Genomic DNA, 17944 nt, shown 5'->3' on the forward strand with positions numbered 1-17944 from the left:
CGAGCCATATTTAGCGTGCGCCGGCCTCGACCAGCTTGCCCTTGATCTGGTTCCAAGCACCACCGTCAAGCTTCGCGCCGTTCAACAGGAACGAAGGCGTACCCGATATGCCATCATCCTTGGTGCCGCGCTCTGTCATTTTGATGAGATTATCAATCGCAGCTTTATCCGACAGGCATGATTTGGCTTGGTCTTCGCTGATACCGCGTGACTTCACAAATTCGATCAGGCCCATCTTGGTGCCAAGCAAGGTTGCAATCTGCTCAGGCGCCATTTTCTGCATCGCCTGCTGATCTGCCTCCGTCACGGTGCTGAGTTTGCCAAGCCAGATTGCCTGTTCAGCGTATAGCTGTTCAGTCAGCGGGAAGAATGCCTCGGGGCCGCTGCATTGCGCCAGAAGGAAACCAGGAATGTCCTGAATGCCATGCACCAGGAATGGGCGATATTCAAAGGACACAGTCCCATCATTAACGATCTTGTTAAGTTCTTCGGTCGATTGCACCGAGAATTGTGCGCAGCCCGGGCAGCTGATGGCGCCATATTCGATAAGCTTCAATTTCGCGCTTGGATTGCCCATTTGGTAGCCGCCAAATTCGGTTTTGGAGACCACGTCGATCCACGCCTTGCCAGCAGGCGATGCGACCTTAGCAATGGGTTCACCCTTTGGCGGACTTGCGGTGTCGCTGCTGCCGCAGGCTGCCAGTGCAAAGGCGGCAGCAGTTGTGATGATGAATGTCTTAATGCGCATAGGAAATCCTTCAGTCTGGGATGTCAGGTTATTTTATGAGAGCTGCAAGTTCGGCAGCACTGTGCACATGATCTTGCAAAACGCCATTGATGAGGAATGACGGAGTGCCGCGCACACCAAGCTTAGCTCCAGCGTCGGTCATGCCCACGACTGCATTGAACGCAGCCTTATCCGCTAAGCAAGCCTTCGCTTGTGCTGGCGTGATCCCGCGCTGTTGCATGATGGGACCAAGACCGATTTCATCAAAGGTCCCAATCATGAACCCAGAAAAATCTTGGGCCTTCAGTTTTGCTTGTGTGGCTGCACTGATATTTTTGGTTTTGCCAAGCCATACAGATTGCGTGGATAAGAGCTGCTTATGGTTTCCAAAAAACTTGGCCTTTCCGCCGCATCGCGCAAGCACGGCGGCCGTTAGGTCAATTGGGTTGAGCACCATGTTGCGGATTTCAAGGCTTGCCTTACCGGTCGATACAAATTGTGCCTTGAACGCAGGCGATTCATTGGCTTCAAAATCTGCACAATGGCTGCAGGTGTAGCTGAGATACTCCACCACCTTTTTCGGCGCGGCGGGGTTGCCGAGGACATGGGCGCCGTTGGCGGTCACCGTGACGGTCGACAGCCATTTATTGGGTGCAGGCGCGGCGAACAGCCCGGCCGAAATTGCCGTCACACTTATAAAAGCAGCAGCCAAATATTTTTTTAACGGCAACATAACTGTGAGCCTCAGTCTTGAAAAACTATCTTGCGCATCTGGTATTACTTGCCGCCTTTGGCAAGGCTTTTTGCAAGGCTTTCCAGAACGGCAAACAGCTCTGGGTCGCCAATTTCACGCAAGGATTCGCCGAGCTCCATGGGTACAGGTTTCAGCATGGGCGGGGGTGACGGCTGCCGAGGCGTCGGTTTGGACACGGGGCCTTGCCGCACCTTGACGCGAGCGACTGCGCCATAGCCGAAAAAACGGTTCACCCGGTCCATGATTTCAGGAAGGACATGCTGGATCATGGTGGCGTGCGCACCTTCCACGGTCAGTTCAAGTGTACCGTCCGATTTCTTGCCCACCGGAAAACGGATGGCTTCTGGCGCGGATACAGCGGCATAGCGCGCGCCAACAATTTCATCCCAGCGGCTCACGACCGAGCTTTGCACAAAACCGAACCGGCGAAATGCCGCACGACCAATATCCGGCATCAGCGCGGATACGGCGCGTGCCTCTCCACCGCGCGGACGCTGAAATGTTTTGGGCGTTAGTGCCTTTTTGGTGCCTTTTGGCGGTGTTGCTGACTTGCCTTTATCCATTGCCTCATCCATGCCATTTTGAATGGCAGACGTCCAACAATCCGAATATTATTCTGGGGATATCGCCCGGCAGTTGCTGTCACATTATGACGCGCATGCCCGCACGCTCCCATGGCGCAAGCCGCCGGGTACCGGTTTTGCCAACCCCTATCATGTCTGGCTGTCGGAAATCATGCTGCAGCAGACAACAGTTGCAGCGGTGGGTTCCTATTTCCAAAAGTTCACGCACATCTGGCCAAGCTTTGCGGCACTTGCTGCGGCAGAGGACGCCGATATCATGGCGGCATGGGCAGGCCTTGGTTATTATGCCCGTGCACGCAATTTGCTCAAATGCGCGCGGGCGGTAGTGACGGAGCATGGAGGTCGCTTGCCGGAAACCGAGGCGCAGCTGTTAAAGTTGCCGGGTGTGGGCCCCTATACCGCCGCCGCCATTGCCGCGATAGCGTTCGGGCAAAGGGCAGTGGTCGTTGATGCCAATGTCGAACGTGTCGTGTCGCGGTTATTTGCAATTTCCACCCCATTGCCACAGTCGAAACCACAGATCCGTGCGGCGACCGATAGCATTACGCCCGATCGCCGCGCCGGAGACTTCGCGCAGGCCATGATGGATTTGGGCGCGGGCATGTGTTCGGTGCGCGCGCCGTCTTGTCTCATTTGCCCCGTTGCATTTGCCTGCGAGGGCATGCGTCTGGGCAATCCGGAAGTTTACCCTGCAAAAACGCCCAAGGCGGCAAAGCCCCAGCGGACCGGCAGCGTCTACTGGATTCAGCGGGGCGATCATGTTTGGCTCACCCGCCGAGCGGACAAGGGACTGCTCGCGGGCATGCGCGCACTGCCTGACGATCAATGGACAGCGCGTTTGGATGGCCATTCCGCGCCTCCTGCGCCGGCAGCATGGCGGCGATTGCCGGTGCAAGTGTCGCATGTTTTTACCCATTTTTCGCTTCTTCTCGATATTGCCGTTACGGCATGGCCAGCAGGGACCGCTGACCCGGGTGAGGGCGAATGGTGGCCGTTAAAATCGCTCGACAAGGCTGGCCTGCCAACCGTATTCAGAAAAGCAACAGACGCGGCAATGAACGCAGGAGAGAGAATATGAGCGTGCAAGATAGTGGTCAGGCAATGATTGGCCGGCGCGGATTTTTATCGTGGGGTGGTCAACTGGCGGCGGCTGGCGCTATCGGCGCATTCGCGCCTGCGCGCCTTTGGGCAGGTACGGCCGATCTATATCCTACTATCCGGACACAGTTTGAAAGCTATGTCTCTTCGGGTAAGCTCCCAGGCATTCTCGCCACCATTGGCCGCGCAGCCGGAATGCCGGATTTGATCGCTGTAGGAACGCAAGGGCTGGGTGAGAAAACACCTGTTGATATTGATACCTTGTGGCGCGTTTACTCGATGACCAAGCCAATTACAGGCATAGCCGCGATGATTTTGGTCGGCGAAGGCAAGATGAAGCTAGACCAGCCAATTGCCGATTTGTTGCCAGAATTTGCCAATATGACGGTTCTTACCGACCCTGAAAAAAACCTGGATGCAGTCCCCGCGAAGACCCAGATTACCGTGCGCCACCTGCTGACGCACACCGCGGGACTTGGATATTCGATCGTCACCAAAGGGCCGCTGCTTCAGGCCTATCTCGATAATGGCATTACCCCCGGAATCATAAGTCGCTTCCCCATTCCTGGTCAGCCAGCGAGTAAACCGACACCCGACCTTAAAACATTCTCCGAACGTTTGGCGAAGCAGCCTTTGATTGCAGAACCGGGTACAAAGTGGAGCTATTCGATCTCGCTCGATCTGCTTGGCCGCGTAATTGAGGTCGCAAGCGGTATGGATTTTGAGGCGTTCCTGAAGACCCGCATCTTTGAACCGCTGAAAATGAACAGCAGTTATTTTCAGGTTCCAGCGTCGGAAACCAAACGCTTTGTGTCGAACTATGCGCCCGTGAATGGTATGCTTTTCCCAATCGATCCTGCAGCCACGAGCATTTACCTCGACAAGCCCGCTTTCGCCTTTGGCGGCGCTGGCCTTGTCACTTCGGCGCGCGATTATGATCGTTTCCTCAACATGCTTGCCAATTATGGCGAGCTGGACGGTGTGCGCATCATGTCAACCGCAACAGCAAAGCTGGCCATGTCCGACTTGTTGCCGGCTGCTGTTTCTACCACCGGTACTTTTGCCGATGGTGCTGGCTTTGGTGCTGGCGGCAGGGTGGGCAAGGGCGCTAATGATGGCGTGTATGGCTGGGGCGGCGCTGCCGGGACGGTGGCCTTTGTTGATCCAAAACGCAAAGTGCGCGCGGTCTTGATGGCGCAATATATGCCAAGCAACGTCTACCCGTTTAACGAAAACTTTGCCAAATGGGTCCTTCAAGACCTAGGTCGGCCAGCCTGATCCGATGATGGCTCCTGGTTTTACGGGCTCGCCGCTCGACCGCGCTGACCGCGTCCGCAATGATGCAGAAGCCTATGGCGCGCTGCTGGGTGACTTGCGTGCGCGGGTGTTGGGACTTGATGGGCTTGATCCAAGGGTCAGCGATGCAGGTGGCCTGCACTGGCATTCTTTTGCCGATCTTGAGGGGTCGGAAGAACTGATCCTGCTTGGCCTTGCCGACGGCAAACCGCATTTTGTGGCCGTTGCGGATGCTACGGGTGACGCGTTTCGTTCACCTGCCATTTGGCGCGCATTATCAATGCTGCCAGCCGAAGACGCTGCGATCTACGGCACGGCACGCAGCCTTATCGAATGGCATAATGGCCACCGCTTTTGTGGACGCTGCGGTGAGGCGACTGTGCTGTTCCGCGCTGGCTGGGGCCGGAAATGCGGCAATTGCCAAAAGGAACATTTTCCGCGCACTGACCCTGTCGTCATCATGCTGGCTGAATTTGAAGGCAAGGCATTGGTCGGGCGGCAGTCGCGTTTCCCGCCCGGCAATTATTCGGCGCTCGCTGGCTTTCTGGAGCCCGGTGAATGCATTGAAGAGGCGGTCCGCCGCGAAATACATGAGGAAGCGGGGGTCACTTGCGGTGCAGTCCGTTACATCACCAGCCAGCCATGGCCCTTTGGCGGATCGCAATTGATGATTGCGTGCACGGCCGATGCGCTTGGGGATGAACTCACGCTAGACACGGACGAGATTGAAGATGCGATGTGGGTGACCAAGGATGAAGCCATCGCTGCTCTGAAGGGTGAGACCGACCGTCGATTTAACGCGCCGCCGCCATTCGCCATTGCGTACAGCCTTTTGCGGCATTGGGTAAATCAGTAATGGCCGCTGCCGTTCCGTTGCGCATCGATATTGTGTCGGACGTGGTATGCCCATGGTGCATCATTGGCCTGAAGCAAGTTGAGCAGGCGCTCGCGTTGGTCGGTCAAGACATTGCCGCCGAAACGCATTGGCACCCGTTTCAACTGAACCCCCACATGCCGCCAGAAGGCGAAGATACCGCAGAGCATATCGCGCGCAAATATGGCAGCACACCCGAACAAAGCCGCGCCAACCGTAGCAAGTTGTCCGACATCGGCAACAGCGTCGGTTTTGCGTTCAATTATGGCGACGGCATGCGCATTTATAACACCTTCAACGCGCACAAATTGCTGACCATCTTTGGCAGTGAGCGTGGATGGCGCGCACAAACTGCGCTGAAAATGGCTTTGTTCACGGCCTATTTTCAGGACCGACGCGATGTGAGCGACACCGACGTCTTGTGCGATATTGCCGAGGCGCAGGGTATGGACCGCGCCGTGGCTTTGGCGTGGATCAATGATGCTGCACTTACCGAAACCGTGCGGGCCGAAATGGAGCATTGGACTGACCAGAATATCACGGGCGTTCCCGCAATCATTTTCGATCAGAAATATATGGTACCCGGCGCCCAAAGCGCCGAGACATTTGCCGATGTGATTAACAAGGTGTTGGCCAAGCGCGCAGCGGCCTAGGGTCCTGACCCTAAACCAGCCCCATCTTCATCAGGTCATTGAGCATCTTCGGCGACATTTCGTCGCGGCCGTCGGTTTCTACCGAATCCAGATCAGGCGGGGCGTTGGCTTCCTCAAGATAGCGCCAGCCCTGATGCGCGCGCTTTGGCGTTGAGCGGACCGCGATGAGGCGCGGTTCAATGCGGATCCAATGCCGACCAGCGCCATTTTCCATAAATCCAATAATCGGACTTCTACCGATGATCGTATGCGTGTGAATCCAATATAATGATCCGCCCGCCATTTCGTCGACGCGTTTGGGCAAATAGCGGGTGGTTATGCGCACCTCGCCGCCTTGGGCATAAGCCGCAAGGCGTTCACGCAAATGCTTTGGGCTTTCTGCGCCAAAGGCTATTTTGGTCATGTTCAGTGGCATAGGTTGTATCTGGGAACCGGGTGTTTAACCGACAAGGCCGCTGAATACCGCAAGGCTAAGAAAAATGAGGAAGCCCATTGAGTCCGTGATCATTGTTACGAAAACAGAACTGGCAACGGCGGGGTCTTGGTCGAATCTGTCGAGCATTACCGGAATGAAAACCCCCGCAAATCCGGCGAGCAGGATGTTACACTGCATGGCCGCTGCAATGACGAAGCCCAGATGAAAATTCTGAAACCACAACGTCACGCCAATCCCTGCAAGCGCAGCTATTGTTGCGCCGTTCATGAACGCAATGGCCATTTCGCGCTTGATCGCGCGGCGGGTATTCGAATCAGTCAGTTGGTTCGTCGCAATCGCACGGACCGTAACGGCCAAAGTCTGCGTACCGGCATTGCCGCCAACGCCGGCAACGATGGGCATCAGCACGGCGAGTGCGACCATGTGTTCGATGGCAGCACCGAAGAAGCTAATCACGCTTGATGCAACCAAGGCGGTCCCCAGATTTGCGATCAACCACCGCACGCGCGCTTTGTAACTATCGGCTATCGGCTCGTTGATATCGCCATCGCCAGCGCCGGACAGGCGCAGAATATCTTCGTCCGCTTCTTCCTGAATGATGTGGACGATATCATCGGCGGTGATAACACCGACCAACCGGCCAGAAGCATCGACAACTGCTGCTGAAATCAGGGCATATTTCTGGAAGCGTAAGGCGACTTCTTCCTGATCCATGTCGACAGGGATCAGGGTCTGCTCGTGCATCATGATGTCGCTGACCGGAACTTTGCGCTCACTGCGCATGATCCAACTTAGCTTGCATGTGCCAACGGGTTTATGCTGCGGGTCGACGACGAAGACTTCCCAGAATTCGGTGGTCAGATCCTGATTATCACGCAGATAATCGATGAGCTGACCAACAGTCATATGCTCGGGCACCGCGACCAATTCGCGCTGCATGATTCGACCAGCCGATTCGTCGGGATATGAAAGCGCGTCTTCAATGACCGCGCGGTCTTCTGGGTCCAGTTCGGCAAGCACCGCTTGCTGGTCCTCAGCCTCCATATCCTCGATAATCGCAACAGCATCATCGGAATCCAGTTGCCCTGCGAGCCCTGCAACCTGTGCGGCAGGCAGAGCATCAATAATATCCTCACGGACATAATCATTGACCTCGGCCAGCACTTCGGCGCTCATCAAGTCGCCAAGGCTTATGGCGAGTTCGCCGCGTCTTTCGGATGGCGTCAGTTCGAGAAGGTCGGCAATGTCGGCTTCGTGGAGTGGCTCCACCAACCGGCGTACTTCGTTTAGATTTCCATCTTCAACAGCATCGAGAACGCGGTCGACATAGTCGCGGGTGAGGCGGTTGTCCTCATCCAGAGTTTCAACAATTTCGGTGTCGATGATGTTCGGGCTGGCGATGTCGCTGGTCATGTGCGGGCCTCCCGATTTTCAATTTGGAACCATGATGTAAACAATGGCCCCTCCTACGCAGGCAGCGTCAAAATGCAATGATTTTGGCTTTGCACCGATGCGATGCATCCACTAGGGCATCCGTCATCTATTTCCCATGCCTGAAGGAACATCAAAATGGCCGATGAAACACTTACCCTTTCACTCGACAGCGGCGACGTTGTCATCAAGCTGCGCCCTGATTTGGCACCAAACCATGTTGCCCGCATCACGGAACTTGCCGGCGAAGGTTTTTATGACGGTGTGAAGTTCCACCGCGTTATTCCTGGTTTTATGGCGCAAGGCGGTTGCCCCAATGGAACGGGCATGGGCGGATCATCCAAGCCCAATCTGAAGCAGGAATTCAATGCTGAGCCTCATGTGCGCGGTGTATGTTCCATGGCGCGGACGAATGATCCGAACACCGCCAACAGCCAGTTTTTCATCTGCTTTGATGATGCAAGCTTTTTGGACCGCCAGTACACAGTATGGGGCCAAGTGATCAGCGGCATGGAGCATGTTGATGCTTTGCCAAAGGGTGAGCCGCCTGCGAACCCAGGCGTTATCCGCAAGGCAACTGTGGCCTAAAATAGAAACGCGCGGGAGGCCAGTTGGCATCCCGCGCGTCTTACGCGTTTATGACGCTGTTATTGCGAAGGTTCTGGCGGACGCATTGCTGCCATAGCGGTTTTCAATTCTTCCAAAGAAATCTTGTCGTCTTTGTCCGCGTCGATAACTGCGAAATACTGAACCAATGGCCCTTGTGCTTCGTCCTTTGCGATGAAGCCGTCCTTATTTGCGTCCATGAATGCCACAATCTGTTCTGGTTGTGGCGTACCGCCGCTTGGCGGGGGCGGTGGGGCATCTTGCGCCATTACGGCGGGTGAAAGCAGGAGTGCCGACAAAAGGGCTAATGACTTCAGCATGAATGATCCTTTAAACAATAGAATGTCGTTGATGGTCAGCGCAAGCTGAACACACCCTTTACTACCGTAAAACAATGGCCTGACAACCAAACTCTGTCGCCGTCCAATTGGCAGCCCAAATATCCACCGCGCGCCGAAGCCTGATACGCGGTGAAATGGTCGCGGCCGAGCACCGACGCCCAATAAGGCGCAATGACGGCGTGCGCGCTGCCCGTGACGCTATCTTCATCAACACCTGCACCCGGGACGAAGACTCTGCTGACGATGTCGGTATCTTCTCCACGCGCCGTGGCGGTAAAGCTGTCATCGCCGAGCGTCGCGAGCGCCTTCATATCGGGTTTGAGTGCCAATATTTCCGCTGCAGTGGCATATACGAACATATTGTAGCTGTCGGGGTTGCTACGCATCGACAATGGCTTGCCGCCCATCGCGGCCATCATTTCGGGATTATCGACCTGCTCGGTCGGAATCGCGGGCAAGGCCACCGCATAAGCATCACCTGCGCGGCGCACCTCTAATATGCCCGCCTTGCGTGTGCGCAGGGTCACGCGGTCAAGAGCAGGATTTTGGCTTAGTATGATATGCCCGCTTGCCAATGTTGCGTGGCCGCACAGGCGAATTTCTACCTCAGGCGTAAACCAGCGTAGTTCATAATCCGCTGCGCCAGTTTGATCCGGCACGTAAAATGCGGTCTCGGCGAAGTTGTTCTCCTCGGCAATCGCCTGAAGCACATCGTCATCAAGCCATTGCGCAAGCGGCATGACTGCGGCCTGATTGCCGGTGAAGGGCCGGTCTGCAAAGGCATCGACATGAAAATAGGGCAGGTCAGTCATGCGGATGGTCATGATGCTCGATAGTTTCCGAAGGCAAATACCCCATTTCGTCTTTATGACCTTCGGGATCAGGGTGAATAAGCACCTCCACGCCGGGGAATTCGTCCATCAATGCTTGCTCAACTTCATCCATGATTTGGTGCGCGGCTTCTACCGTCATGTTGGGGTCAACCCACACATGGAACTGGCAGAAATCATGCACGCCACTTGAACGGGTGCGCATGTCGTGAATACCCCGCAATTCGGGATGGCGAAGCGCGACCTCAATAAACCTTTGCCGTTTTTCCTCCGGCCATTCGCGGTCGAGCAATTGGTCAAGCGCAAGGCCTGCCGCGCGGTAAGCGCCCCACAGCAACCAAGCCGCAATCGCTAAACCAAATAGCGGGTCGGCCCCACGTACATTCAGCATAGTGTCGAGTACAATCGCGATGATCACTGCTACATTGAGCAACAGGTCACTTTGATAATGCACATGGTCCGCCTGAATGGCGACAGAACCGGTTTTAAGGACCACATAGCGTTGATAGGCAAGTAAGCCCAAGGTCGTGATAATCGCGATGATGGAGACGCCGATGCCATATTCAGGATGGTCAGTTGGTGCTTGATCACCAAACCGCACAATGGCGCGCCATGCAATGAGGATGGCCGATACCGTTACCAATATAACCTGAAGCAATGCAGACAAGGCCTCCGCCTTGCCATGGCCGAAGCGGTGGTCTTCATCGGCTGGCATCGCGGCGTAGCGAACGCTAAATAACGTAAGCAATGACGCCAGCACATCAAAAGCTGTATCTGCCAGCGACCCCAATAAGGCAACCGAGCCTGTTTCGGCAGCTGCAAAGATTTTTAGTGCCAGTAGGAACAGGGCCATACTGACGCTGGCAATCGCTGCCTTTTTGGTCAGGTCACCATGTGCATCGTGATGGTGGTTATGGGCAAGGCTCATAGTGTATCCGTCACGGGAACAGCATTCCGGTTGTCCAGCCGTCGCCATCGCGTTCATATAGCCAGCGTTCGTGCAGGCGAAATTCCCGGTCTTGCCAGAATTCGATCCGTTCCGGGTTCACCATCCAGCCGGACCAATGCGGCGGGCGCGGAATGTCCTGACCATCAAAGCGGGCTTCCACTTCGGCGAAACGCGCTTCAAAGGTCGCGCGATCTGCAAGGGGGCGGGACTGGTCTGACGCCCATGCGCCAAGCTGCGAATTGCGGGAGCGCGTTGCAAAATATGCGTCGGCTGTCGCGTCGTCGACCGGATTGGCCGCACCCTCAATGCGAATTTGCCGGCGAAGCGATTTCCAGTGAAACAGCAAGGCAACATGCCCATTGTCGGACAATTGCATCGCCTTGCGGCTTTCGAAGTTCGTGTAGAAAACGAAGCCGCCATGCGTGCCGAGGTCGCGGCCATGCCCCTTCAACAACACCATGCGCACCGAAGGCTGCCCATCGGCGCCCGTGGTCGCCAATGCCATCGCGTTGGAGTCATTTAGTTCGGTGGTTCGCGCTTCGGCAAACCATGCGTCGAACAGGCTAAAGGGATCAGGTCTTTCCATCGCTGACCGATAGGCTAGACTGATGCGGGTTAAAAGGGGCTAGACGATAAAATGAACTGGGAAATGATATTCGGTGTCGCAAACGCATGGGCTTTGCTTGGATGGTTGGCTCTTGCGTTCGCGCCGAAACGCGAGATAGTAGTCCCGATTGTGTTTTTTGCAGGCTCGGTCTTGCTCGCATGCCTATATGCGGGCCTTATCATTCCGTTGATGGCAGGCGTAATTTCTGACGGTGGACCAACCGGTCGCCCGGCTGCAGATTTAACCAGCTTGGCAGGCGTTATGGCGCTTTTTGATTCCCCCGGCGGTGCGACCATCGGCTGGATTCATTATCTGGCCTTTGACCTGTTTGTCGGCACCTGGATTTCGCGCAATGCGGACGCGCACAAAATATCCCGTTGGCTTCAGATCCCGACATTGTTCTTTACCCTGATGGCAGGGCCGATTGGCTTGCTGCTCTATCTTCTGCTACGCCAGTTAAAGGGTGAAAAACCCGATAATGCCGTGGTTCCAAGTTGACTCCCGGCACTGTAATACCAATGTAAGACGGATAGTTAGAGTAACAGGGACAAGAATGGCAGATCCTTATTCCATATTAGGCGTGTCCAAAGGGGCGGACGAAAAGGCGATTAAGATCGCCTATCGCAAGCTGGCAAAGGAATTGCACCCCGACAAGAACAAGGACAATCCGAAAGCGTCGGATCGGTTTAGCGAAGTCACGCAAGCCTATGACCTTTTGTCCGATGCCAAAAAACGCGGCCAATATGATCGCGGTGAGATTGACGAAAATGGACAGCCACGTTTTGCTGGCAACCCGTTTGGTGGCGGTGGTGGCCACAGCCCAGGCGGCCCAAATGGTGGCAATTTCGACTTTGGCAGCGGCGGAATTGACTTGGGCGATATTTTTGATGGCCTGTTTGGTGGCGGCGGGGCACGCCCCGGCGGTGGCCCCGGACCCCGCCCACAACAGGCGCCGCCGCCCAAAGGCGCAAATATTGCCTATGAACATCTGGTATCGTTCACAGACGCTGCAACGCTCGCACCGCAGCGCATCCTGCTGGGTGATGGGAAGACGGTGGAGTTCAAACTGCCCGCCGGCATAGTCGCCGGACAGCAAATCCGCATCCCCGGACGCGGGCAAGCCGGACCCGGTGGTAATGGCGATGCGATGGTAACTTTAAAGCTGGGCAAACATCCGGATCTGGTCCGTGACGGCGACCACATCCGCATTGACCTTCTGATTTCGCTGAAAGAGGCGGTGGTAGGCGGCAAGGTTAAGGTGCCAACCGTTGATGGCGCAGTCATGCTCACGGTTCCACCGCGGACCAATTCCGGCGCGGTGTTGCGTATCAAGGGGCGTGGCTTCACAGCCAAGACAGGCGCGCGGGGTGATCAGCTGGTGACGTTGATGATCCATTTGCCGACCGACCCTGCGGAACTGGAACGGCTGAGCGGTGTTCTTTCGGACAGTTCTGTCCGGGAGAATATGGGTGTCTGAAATTTCGCCTTTGTCACCGGAGGCGCGCGCGCACCTTCCGGCGGCAAAACACGCCGATGAAAGCGAAGCCAAATGGTTCGCGCGCCTTGGACGTCCGCGTCAGGTCATTGAAGTGGTCAAGCGCGTATGCGTCGGTGTGTATAGCGATGGGGTCATTCACGCAGGCAATTTTGCGTATCTCTCGTTGGTGTCGCTGTTTGCATTTTGCATTGTCGCGGCGGCCATCGCAGGCGCATTCGGACAGACTGAGTCGGGCCTTGCGCTTATCGCAGCATTTTTTAAAACTGTGCCGCCAAGCGTCGCCAGCGCCCTTCAAGAACCCATCCAGTCCGCCATGAGAGCCCGCTCTGGGCCATTATTGTGGTTGAGCGCCGCCGTCAGCCTTTGGACCGCAGCGAGCCTTATTGAGACCTTCCGCGACGTTTTGTATCGCTCCTACGGCGCAACGCCAAGCCGCGCATTTTGGCATTATCGGCTTGGATCGCTTGGGGCGATTATCGCGTCGGTCGTGTTCGCAATGATTGCATTTTCGGCGCAGGTTCTCGTGACCGCGGCTGAGGATTTTGTGTATCGCTTCATTCCTGAGGCGCAGACTGTTTCAAGCTATTTTGCGTGGGGGCGCATCATTCCCTTCATTGCATTATTCGCGGCAATTTACGTAATTTTTGTAAGTCTAACGCCCTCCAAATATCGATCACCCGACTTTCCAAAATGGCCAGGGCCAGCCTTGGTCAGTATTTGGTGGCTTGGACTGACCGCCTTATTACCTCTATTTCTATCCAGCGTCAGCAACTACGACCTTACATATGGCAGCTTGGCCGGGGTTATGGTCGCGTTGATTTTCTTCTATCTCATAGGGCTTGGAATGGTGACTGGCGCTCAGTTGAACGCGGCGCTGGCCAACGCACATGAAAATGGACTAAAGGATGCGCCAGAGATTTCACCTTACGAATGAGGATATTATGACCGGATTGATGGCGGGCAAACGCGGGCTGATTATGGGGCTGGCCAATGACAAGTCGCTGGCATGGGGCATTGCGAAGCGCTTGCACGCCGAAGGTGCCGAATTGGCCTTCAGCTATCAGGGCGAAGTGATGGAAAAGCGGGTGCGGCCATTGGCAGCGCAGCTGGGTTGCGATTTCCTGATTGATTGCGATGTGGCCGACATGGCCAATCTCGACCGCGCGTTTGAAACGCTCGCCGGCACATGGCCAACCATCGATTTTGTGGTGCACGCGATTGGCTTCACCAATAAAGAGGCACTGCGCGGCAAATATTATGAGGTTGGCCTTGAGGACTTCCTGATGACCATGAATATCAGCGTCTACAGCTTCACCGCCGTTGCCCAGCGCGCTGCGGCCATGATGAAGCCGCTTGATCCCGAAACCGGCGAAGGCGGCGGATCGCTGCTAACGCTGAGTTATTATGGCGCGGAAAAGGTCATGCCGCATTATAACGTCATGGGCGTTGCAAAGGCTGCGCTGGAAACGTCAGTCAAATATCTGGCCAATGACGTCGGCCCGCAGGGCATTCGCGTCAATGCCATCTCCGCTGGTCCAATTAAGACGCTGGCGGCGTCCGGCATTGGGGACTTCCGTTACATCCTGAAATGGAATGAACTGAACACGCCGCTGCGCCGCAATGTCACGATTGATGACGTTGGGTCATCTGCGCTCTACTTCCTGTCCGACCTTGCGGCAGGTGTTACCGGCGAAATCCACCATGTTGACGCAGGCTATCACACCGTTGGCATGAAGCAGGAGGATGCTCCTGATATTGCGGTATCCTAATGCACGCGGGGCATAAATTTCGGTGTATGTGAAGAAAACGGAAACATTATATGAGCTTTAATACCTTTGGCCGCGTATTCCGTTTTTCGACATGGGGTGAATCGCATGGCCCCGCGCTTGGCGCATTGGTTGACGGGTGCCCTCCCGGCCTTGCATTGTCCGAGGCGGATATTCAGCCGTTTCTCGACAAGCGCCGTCCCGGTACGTCGCGCTTTACCACACAGCGGCAGGAACCGGATGCCGTGCGCATATTATCCGGCGTGTTTGAAGGCCGCACCACAGGTACACCGATTTCGTTGATGATCGAAAATGTTGACCAGCGGTCAAAGGATTATTCCGACGTGGCCAAGGCCTATCGCCCAGGGCATGCGGATTACAGCTATGATGCCAAATATGGCTTTCGCGATTATCGCGGTGGTGGCCGGTCAAGCGCGCGGGAAACCGCTGCGCGTGTGGCGGCGGGCGCAGTGGCGCGTGCCGTCATACCGGATGTGGAAATCATGGCCTATGTCGCCGAAATCGGTGGCGATGCTATTAATCGCGACAATTTTGAAGCATCGCAAATTGGTAAAAACCCCTTCTTTTGCCCAGATGAAGCCGCGGCTGGTCGCTGGGAAAAAATGGTAGACGAGGCACGCAAGGCTGGTTCCTCGCTTGGCGCGGTTATCGAATGCGTTGCCACAGGCGTTCCCCCCGGTTGGGGCGCACCTTTATATGCAAAGCTTGATAGCGAGCTTGCATCTGCGATGATGAGCATCAACGCGGTAAAAGGCGTGGAGATCGGTGCAGGCTTTGGCGCAGCCCGTTTGCGCGGTGAGGAAAATGCGGACCGGATGCGCCCTGCTGCTGAAGGGTCGAACCATCCGGAGTTTATGGCGAATAACGCCGGCGGTATCGCAGGCGGTATTTCAACGGGGCAACCTGTATTGGTGCGCGTGGCGTTCAAACCAACGTCATCCATCCTCACGCCAGTTGAAACGGTGACGCGTGATGGCGATGCCACGGACATTGTCACCAAGGGCCGCCATGACCCTTGCGTAGGCATCAGGGGCACGCCCGTGGTCGAGGCGATGATGGCGCTGGTGCTCGCTGATCAGAAGCTGCTGCATCGCGCGCAATGCGGCTAAACGCAACTATGCAAAGGCGCGTTCGATGCGTTCTATCGTCCACGGCTCTTGCGCTGCGGCGGCATACCATTGTTCCATCCATGGATGCGTCATGATGGATTCAGCATAAGCTTGCGCAAAGCCGGGTAGGTTAAAGCCATAGGTCACAAACCGCGTGACCACAGGCGCAAGCATGATGTCAGCCGCGCTGAAGGTGCCGAACAGATATGGCCCATCCTTGCCAAAGCGCGATCGCGCCTCCGCCCATGTTTGCAATATGCGGACTGCGTCGGCGCGGGTGTCTTCGGACAGCGTTACCTCGGTGAAGGTCTTGCGCGTATTCATCGGGCATTCCCGGCGCAACGACATGTAGCCTGAATGCATTTCCGCCGCGAGTGAACGCGCCATGCCCCGCGCGACGGGGTCCTTGGGCCAATAACGGTCACGCCCGACCTTGTCGGCGAAATAATCGATTATCGCGAGGCTGTCCCAGACCACCGCCTCTCCATCCCACAAGATTGGAACCTTGCCCGACGATGGCGCAAGGTCTGCCTGACGCTGGCGTTGTTCCCAGTCCGGCGCAAACAAAGGCACGATGACCTCTTTAAAATGCAGGCCAGATTGCTTAGCCGCAAGCCAGCCGCGCAGCGACCAGCTTGAATAGGCTTTGTTTCCAATGATCAGTTTCAAGGTCATGCGACCGTATATGGTCGCTGTTTGCTTTTCTGTCGAGAGGGCAGAAAAGCAAAATTTACGCACTTTTTACGAGGCCACAGCTTCCAATACCGCCGCACGCAGTTCTTCAATGCCGCCGCGCTTTTCGGCTGAGGTCACCGACAGGTCCGGATAAGCGGCGACATGCTTGCGCAGCTTTGTCATAGTGTCGGTTTCGACATCCGCAAGGTCGCTGGCTTTGATCTTGTCAGTTTTGGTCAGCACGATGCGGTAGCTTATTGCCGCTTTATCGAGCATCGACATGATGTCGTGGTCGACCTCTTTAATGCCGTGGCGGCTGTCGATAAGAACGAACACGCGTTTCAACACCACACGGCCGCGCAAATAATCGTTAATCAAATACCGCCACTGCTGCACGGTCTTGATCGGCGCCTTGGCATAGCCATAGCCCGGCATGTCCACGATGCGAAACACCGCAGGGTCGCCCACATCAAAGAAGTTAAGCTCCTGCGTACGACCCGGCGTATTGGACGCACGCGCCAGATTGTTGCGGTTGACAAGCGCGTTGATCAGGCTCGACTTGCCGACATTTGACCGGCCAGCAAACGCGATTTCCGGCACCGTTGGTTCGGGCAGAAATTCAAGTTTAGGCGCGGATTTCAGGAAGCTTATGGGCCCTGAAAAGATTTTGGTCGTCGTTTCGGTCACGCCTTTGCATTCGCCTTGGCTTGTGCCTTTTCTTCGGCATCACGCGCCATTTGCTCCCGCAATACGGGGTGCCGCGAATACAGCCATTTTTGCTGCGCAATCGACACGACGTTCGACATCACCCAATACAATTGAAGACCAGCGGCAAAAGGTGCCATGATGAACATCAGGAACCATGGCATTACCGCAAATACCTGCTTTTGCACTTCGTCCATCGGTTGCGGATTCAGACGCTGCATCAACCACATCGTGATCCCCAACAAGATTGGCAATACACCGATGGCGATGAAGGACGGCGGGTCAAAAGGCAGCAGCCCGAACAGGTTGATTGGTGTCAGCGGATCTGGCGCTGACAAATCCTTCAGCCACAAGACGAAAGGCTGGTGACGCATTTCAATGGACAGCAGCAAAATTTTGTAAAGCGCAAAGAAGATCGGAATTTGGAGTATGACCGGAAGGCAGCCCGCCAACGGGTTAACCTTCTCGTCCTTGTAAAGCTTCATCATCTCCTGCTGCAGGCGCGGCTTATCGTCTTTCCAACGCTCTTGAAGGGCTTTTAGCTTCGGCTGGACAGCACGCATCTGCGCCATCGACGCAAACTGCTTCTGCGCGACGGGATACATGACGCCGCGCACAATGACGGTCAGGCCGATAATGGCGAGGCCAAAATTGCCAAACACGCCGAACAGCCAGTGGAGTATCCAGAAGAACGGAATGGCGATGAACCAGAACCATCCCCAATCGATGGCGTAATCGAGATAAGGGATGCCCAGTTTCTTTGAATAGCTATCCAGAACAGCCATTTCCTTAGCGCCGGCGAAAAGACGCGAATTGGTCTCCAACGCGGCACCAGTAGCGACATTGGTATAACGCGTAGGTATAACTTGCGCTTGATAGACATCACCGCTGGCACGGAACTTTGCCGACACAGCTGTTTTCTGGTCGGGAATAAGTGCGCCCAACCAATATTTGTCGGTGAAGCCAAGCCAGCCACCGGTGCTG

Annotated in this window: 22 protein-coding genes; 10 read left to right on the forward strand and 12 right to left on the reverse strand. The window is 55.7% G+C overall.

Annotated elements, in window-relative coordinates:
• Positions 1-10: 10 nt before the first annotated feature.
• The 3 genes from ACIQ2T_RS05515 to ACIQ2T_RS05525 are packed head-to-tail and all read right to left on the reverse strand — an operon-like array spanning position 11 to position 2044.
• The gene (locus ACIQ2T_RS05515) at positions 11-748 is read right to left on the reverse strand and encodes a DsbA family protein (RefSeq protein WP_397589946.1); all 738 of its coding nucleotides are present in this window, start codon (positions 746-748) and stop codon (positions 11-13) included.
• A gap of 28 nt (positions 749-776) precedes the next feature.
• Positions 777-1460 carry a thioredoxin domain-containing protein gene (locus ACIQ2T_RS05520; protein WP_397589947.1) on the reverse strand — a complete coding sequence of 228 codons (684 nt, stop codon included), beginning with the start codon at positions 1458-1460 and terminating at the stop codon, positions 777-779.
• 44 nt (positions 1461-1504) lie between these two features.
• Positions 1505-2044: a DUF721 domain-containing protein gene (locus ACIQ2T_RS05525; protein WP_397589948.1), complete on the reverse strand. Its 540-nt coding sequence runs from the start codon at positions 2042-2044 to the stop codon at positions 1505-1507.
• Positions 2045-2066: 22 nt separating this feature from the next.
• On the opposite strand from ACIQ2T_RS05525, the gene ACIQ2T_RS05530 reads away from it, so the two are divergent.
• Genes ACIQ2T_RS05530 through ACIQ2T_RS05545 form a run of 4 tightly spaced genes read left to right on the forward strand, consistent with a single transcriptional unit; the run spans position 2067 to position 5986 of the window.
• Complete coding sequence (locus tag ACIQ2T_RS05530; RefSeq protein WP_397589949.1) at positions 2067-3143, forward strand: A/G-specific adenine glycosylase; 1077 nt, start codon at positions 2067-2069, stop codon at positions 3141-3143.
• On the forward strand, positions 3140-4441 hold the full coding sequence (locus ACIQ2T_RS05535) for a serine hydrolase domain-containing protein (protein WP_397589950.1): 1302 nt from the start codon (positions 3140-3142) through the stop codon (positions 4439-4441). Before ACIQ2T_RS05530 ends, ACIQ2T_RS05535 begins: the two co-directional genes overlap by 4 nt.
• 4 nt (positions 4442-4445) lie before the next feature.
• On the forward strand, positions 4446-5315 hold the full coding sequence (gene nudC / locus ACIQ2T_RS05540; protein WP_397589951.1) for an NAD(+) diphosphatase: 870 nt from the start codon (positions 4446-4448) through the stop codon (positions 5313-5315).
• A complete protein-coding gene (locus ACIQ2T_RS05545) occupies positions 5315-5986 on the forward strand; it encodes a DsbA family oxidoreductase (protein ID WP_397589952.1) in 672 nt (223 codons plus the stop codon). The genes nudC and ACIQ2T_RS05545 overlap by 1 nt, the downstream gene beginning before the upstream one ends.
• Positions 5987-5996: 10 nt before the next feature.
• On the opposite strand, the gene ACIQ2T_RS05550 is transcribed toward ACIQ2T_RS05545, so the two are convergent.
• Both ACIQ2T_RS05550 and mgtE read right to left on the reverse strand, forming a co-directional pair.
• On the reverse strand, positions 5997-6401 hold the full coding sequence (locus ACIQ2T_RS05550; RefSeq protein ID WP_397589953.1) for a DUF1489 family protein: 405 nt from the start codon (positions 6399-6401) through the stop codon (positions 5997-5999).
• A gap of 24 nt (positions 6402-6425) precedes the next feature.
• Positions 6426-7835, reverse strand: coding sequence for a magnesium transporter (mgtE, locus tag ACIQ2T_RS05555; protein WP_397589954.1), 1410 nt, complete (start codon positions 7833-7835; stop codon positions 6426-6428).
• A gap of 156 nt (positions 7836-7991) precedes the next feature.
• On the opposite strand from mgtE, the gene ACIQ2T_RS05560 reads away from it, so the two are divergent.
• Positions 7992-8441 carry a peptidylprolyl isomerase gene (locus tag ACIQ2T_RS05560; RefSeq protein WP_300035494.1) on the forward strand — a complete coding sequence of 150 codons (450 nt, stop codon included), beginning with the start codon at positions 7992-7994 and terminating at the stop codon, positions 8439-8441.
• A gap of 59 nt (positions 8442-8500) precedes the next feature.
• Here ACIQ2T_RS05560 and ACIQ2T_RS05565 read toward each other — a convergent pair whose 3' ends face one another.
• Genes ACIQ2T_RS05565 through pdxH form a run of 4 tightly spaced genes read right to left on the reverse strand, consistent with a single transcriptional unit; the run spans position 8501 to position 11165 of the window.
• Positions 8501-8779, reverse strand: coding sequence for a hypothetical protein (locus tag ACIQ2T_RS05565; RefSeq protein ID WP_397589955.1), 279 nt, complete (start codon positions 8777-8779; stop codon positions 8501-8503).
• Between the two features lie 35 nt (positions 8780-8814).
• Positions 8815-9612: a PhzF family phenazine biosynthesis protein gene (locus tag ACIQ2T_RS05570; protein ID WP_397589956.1), complete on the reverse strand. Its 798-nt coding sequence runs from the start codon at positions 9610-9612 to the stop codon at positions 8815-8817.
• Positions 9605-10558, reverse strand: a complete 954-nt coding sequence (locus ACIQ2T_RS05575; protein WP_397589957.1) for a cation diffusion facilitator family transporter — start codon at positions 10556-10558, stop codon at positions 9605-9607. The genes ACIQ2T_RS05570 and ACIQ2T_RS05575 overlap by 8 nt, the downstream gene beginning before the upstream one ends.
• Positions 10559-10568: 10 nt before the next feature.
• Positions 10569-11165: a pyridoxamine 5'-phosphate oxidase gene (pdxH, locus tag ACIQ2T_RS05580; RefSeq protein WP_300035544.1), complete on the reverse strand. Its 597-nt coding sequence runs from the start codon at positions 11163-11165 to the stop codon at positions 10569-10571.
• Between the two features lie 51 nt (positions 11166-11216).
• Between pdxH and ACIQ2T_RS05585 the strand changes: the two genes are divergently transcribed.
• From ACIQ2T_RS05585 to aroC, 5 genes are read left to right on the forward strand one after another with little or no spacing between them, the layout of a single operon-like run.
• Positions 11217-11684, forward strand: a complete 468-nt coding sequence (locus ACIQ2T_RS05585) for an ABA4-like family protein (RefSeq protein WP_397589958.1) — start codon at positions 11217-11219, stop codon at positions 11682-11684.
• Between the two features lie 55 nt (positions 11685-11739).
• Complete coding sequence (locus tag ACIQ2T_RS05590) at positions 11740-12663, forward strand: DnaJ C-terminal domain-containing protein (protein WP_397589959.1); 924 nt, start codon at positions 11740-11742, stop codon at positions 12661-12663.
• Positions 12656-13618 (forward strand): YihY/virulence factor BrkB family protein, encoded by a 963-nt coding sequence (locus ACIQ2T_RS05595; RefSeq protein WP_397589960.1) that lies wholly within the window; start codon positions 12656-12658, stop codon positions 13616-13618. The genes ACIQ2T_RS05590 and ACIQ2T_RS05595 overlap by 8 nt, the downstream gene beginning before the upstream one ends.
• A gap of 7 nt (positions 13619-13625) precedes the next feature.
• The gene (gene fabI, locus ACIQ2T_RS05600; RefSeq protein WP_397589961.1) at positions 13626-14453 is read left to right on the forward strand and encodes an enoyl-ACP reductase FabI; all 828 of its coding nucleotides are present in this window, start codon (positions 13626-13628) and stop codon (positions 14451-14453) included.
• 50 nt (positions 14454-14503) lie between these two features.
• Complete coding sequence (gene aroC / locus ACIQ2T_RS05605) at positions 14504-15580, forward strand: chorismate synthase (RefSeq protein ID WP_397589962.1); 1077 nt, start codon at positions 14504-14506, stop codon at positions 15578-15580.
• Positions 15581-15586: 6 nt separating this feature from the next.
• On the opposite strand, the gene ACIQ2T_RS05610 is transcribed toward aroC, so the two are convergent.
• From ACIQ2T_RS05610 to yidC, 3 genes are all read right to left on the reverse strand, one after another.
• Complete coding sequence (locus tag ACIQ2T_RS05610; protein ID WP_397589965.1) at positions 15587-16249, reverse strand: glutathione S-transferase family protein; 663 nt, start codon at positions 16247-16249, stop codon at positions 15587-15589.
• 72 nt (positions 16250-16321) lie between these two features.
• A complete protein-coding gene (yihA, locus tag ACIQ2T_RS05615; protein WP_397589963.1) occupies positions 16322-16942 on the reverse strand; it encodes a ribosome biogenesis GTP-binding protein YihA/YsxC in 621 nt (206 codons plus the stop codon).
• Positions 16939-17944: membrane protein insertase YidC (gene yidC, locus ACIQ2T_RS05620; protein WP_397589964.1), on the reverse strand; the 1006-nt coding region annotated here is incomplete at its 5' end. The genes yihA and yidC, both read right to left, overlap by 4 nt.

This window comes from Sphingorhabdus sp. (assembly GCF_044357595.1).
Taxonomy (GTDB): Bacteria; Pseudomonadota; Alphaproteobacteria; order Sphingomonadales; family Sphingomonadaceae; genus Sphingorhabdus_B.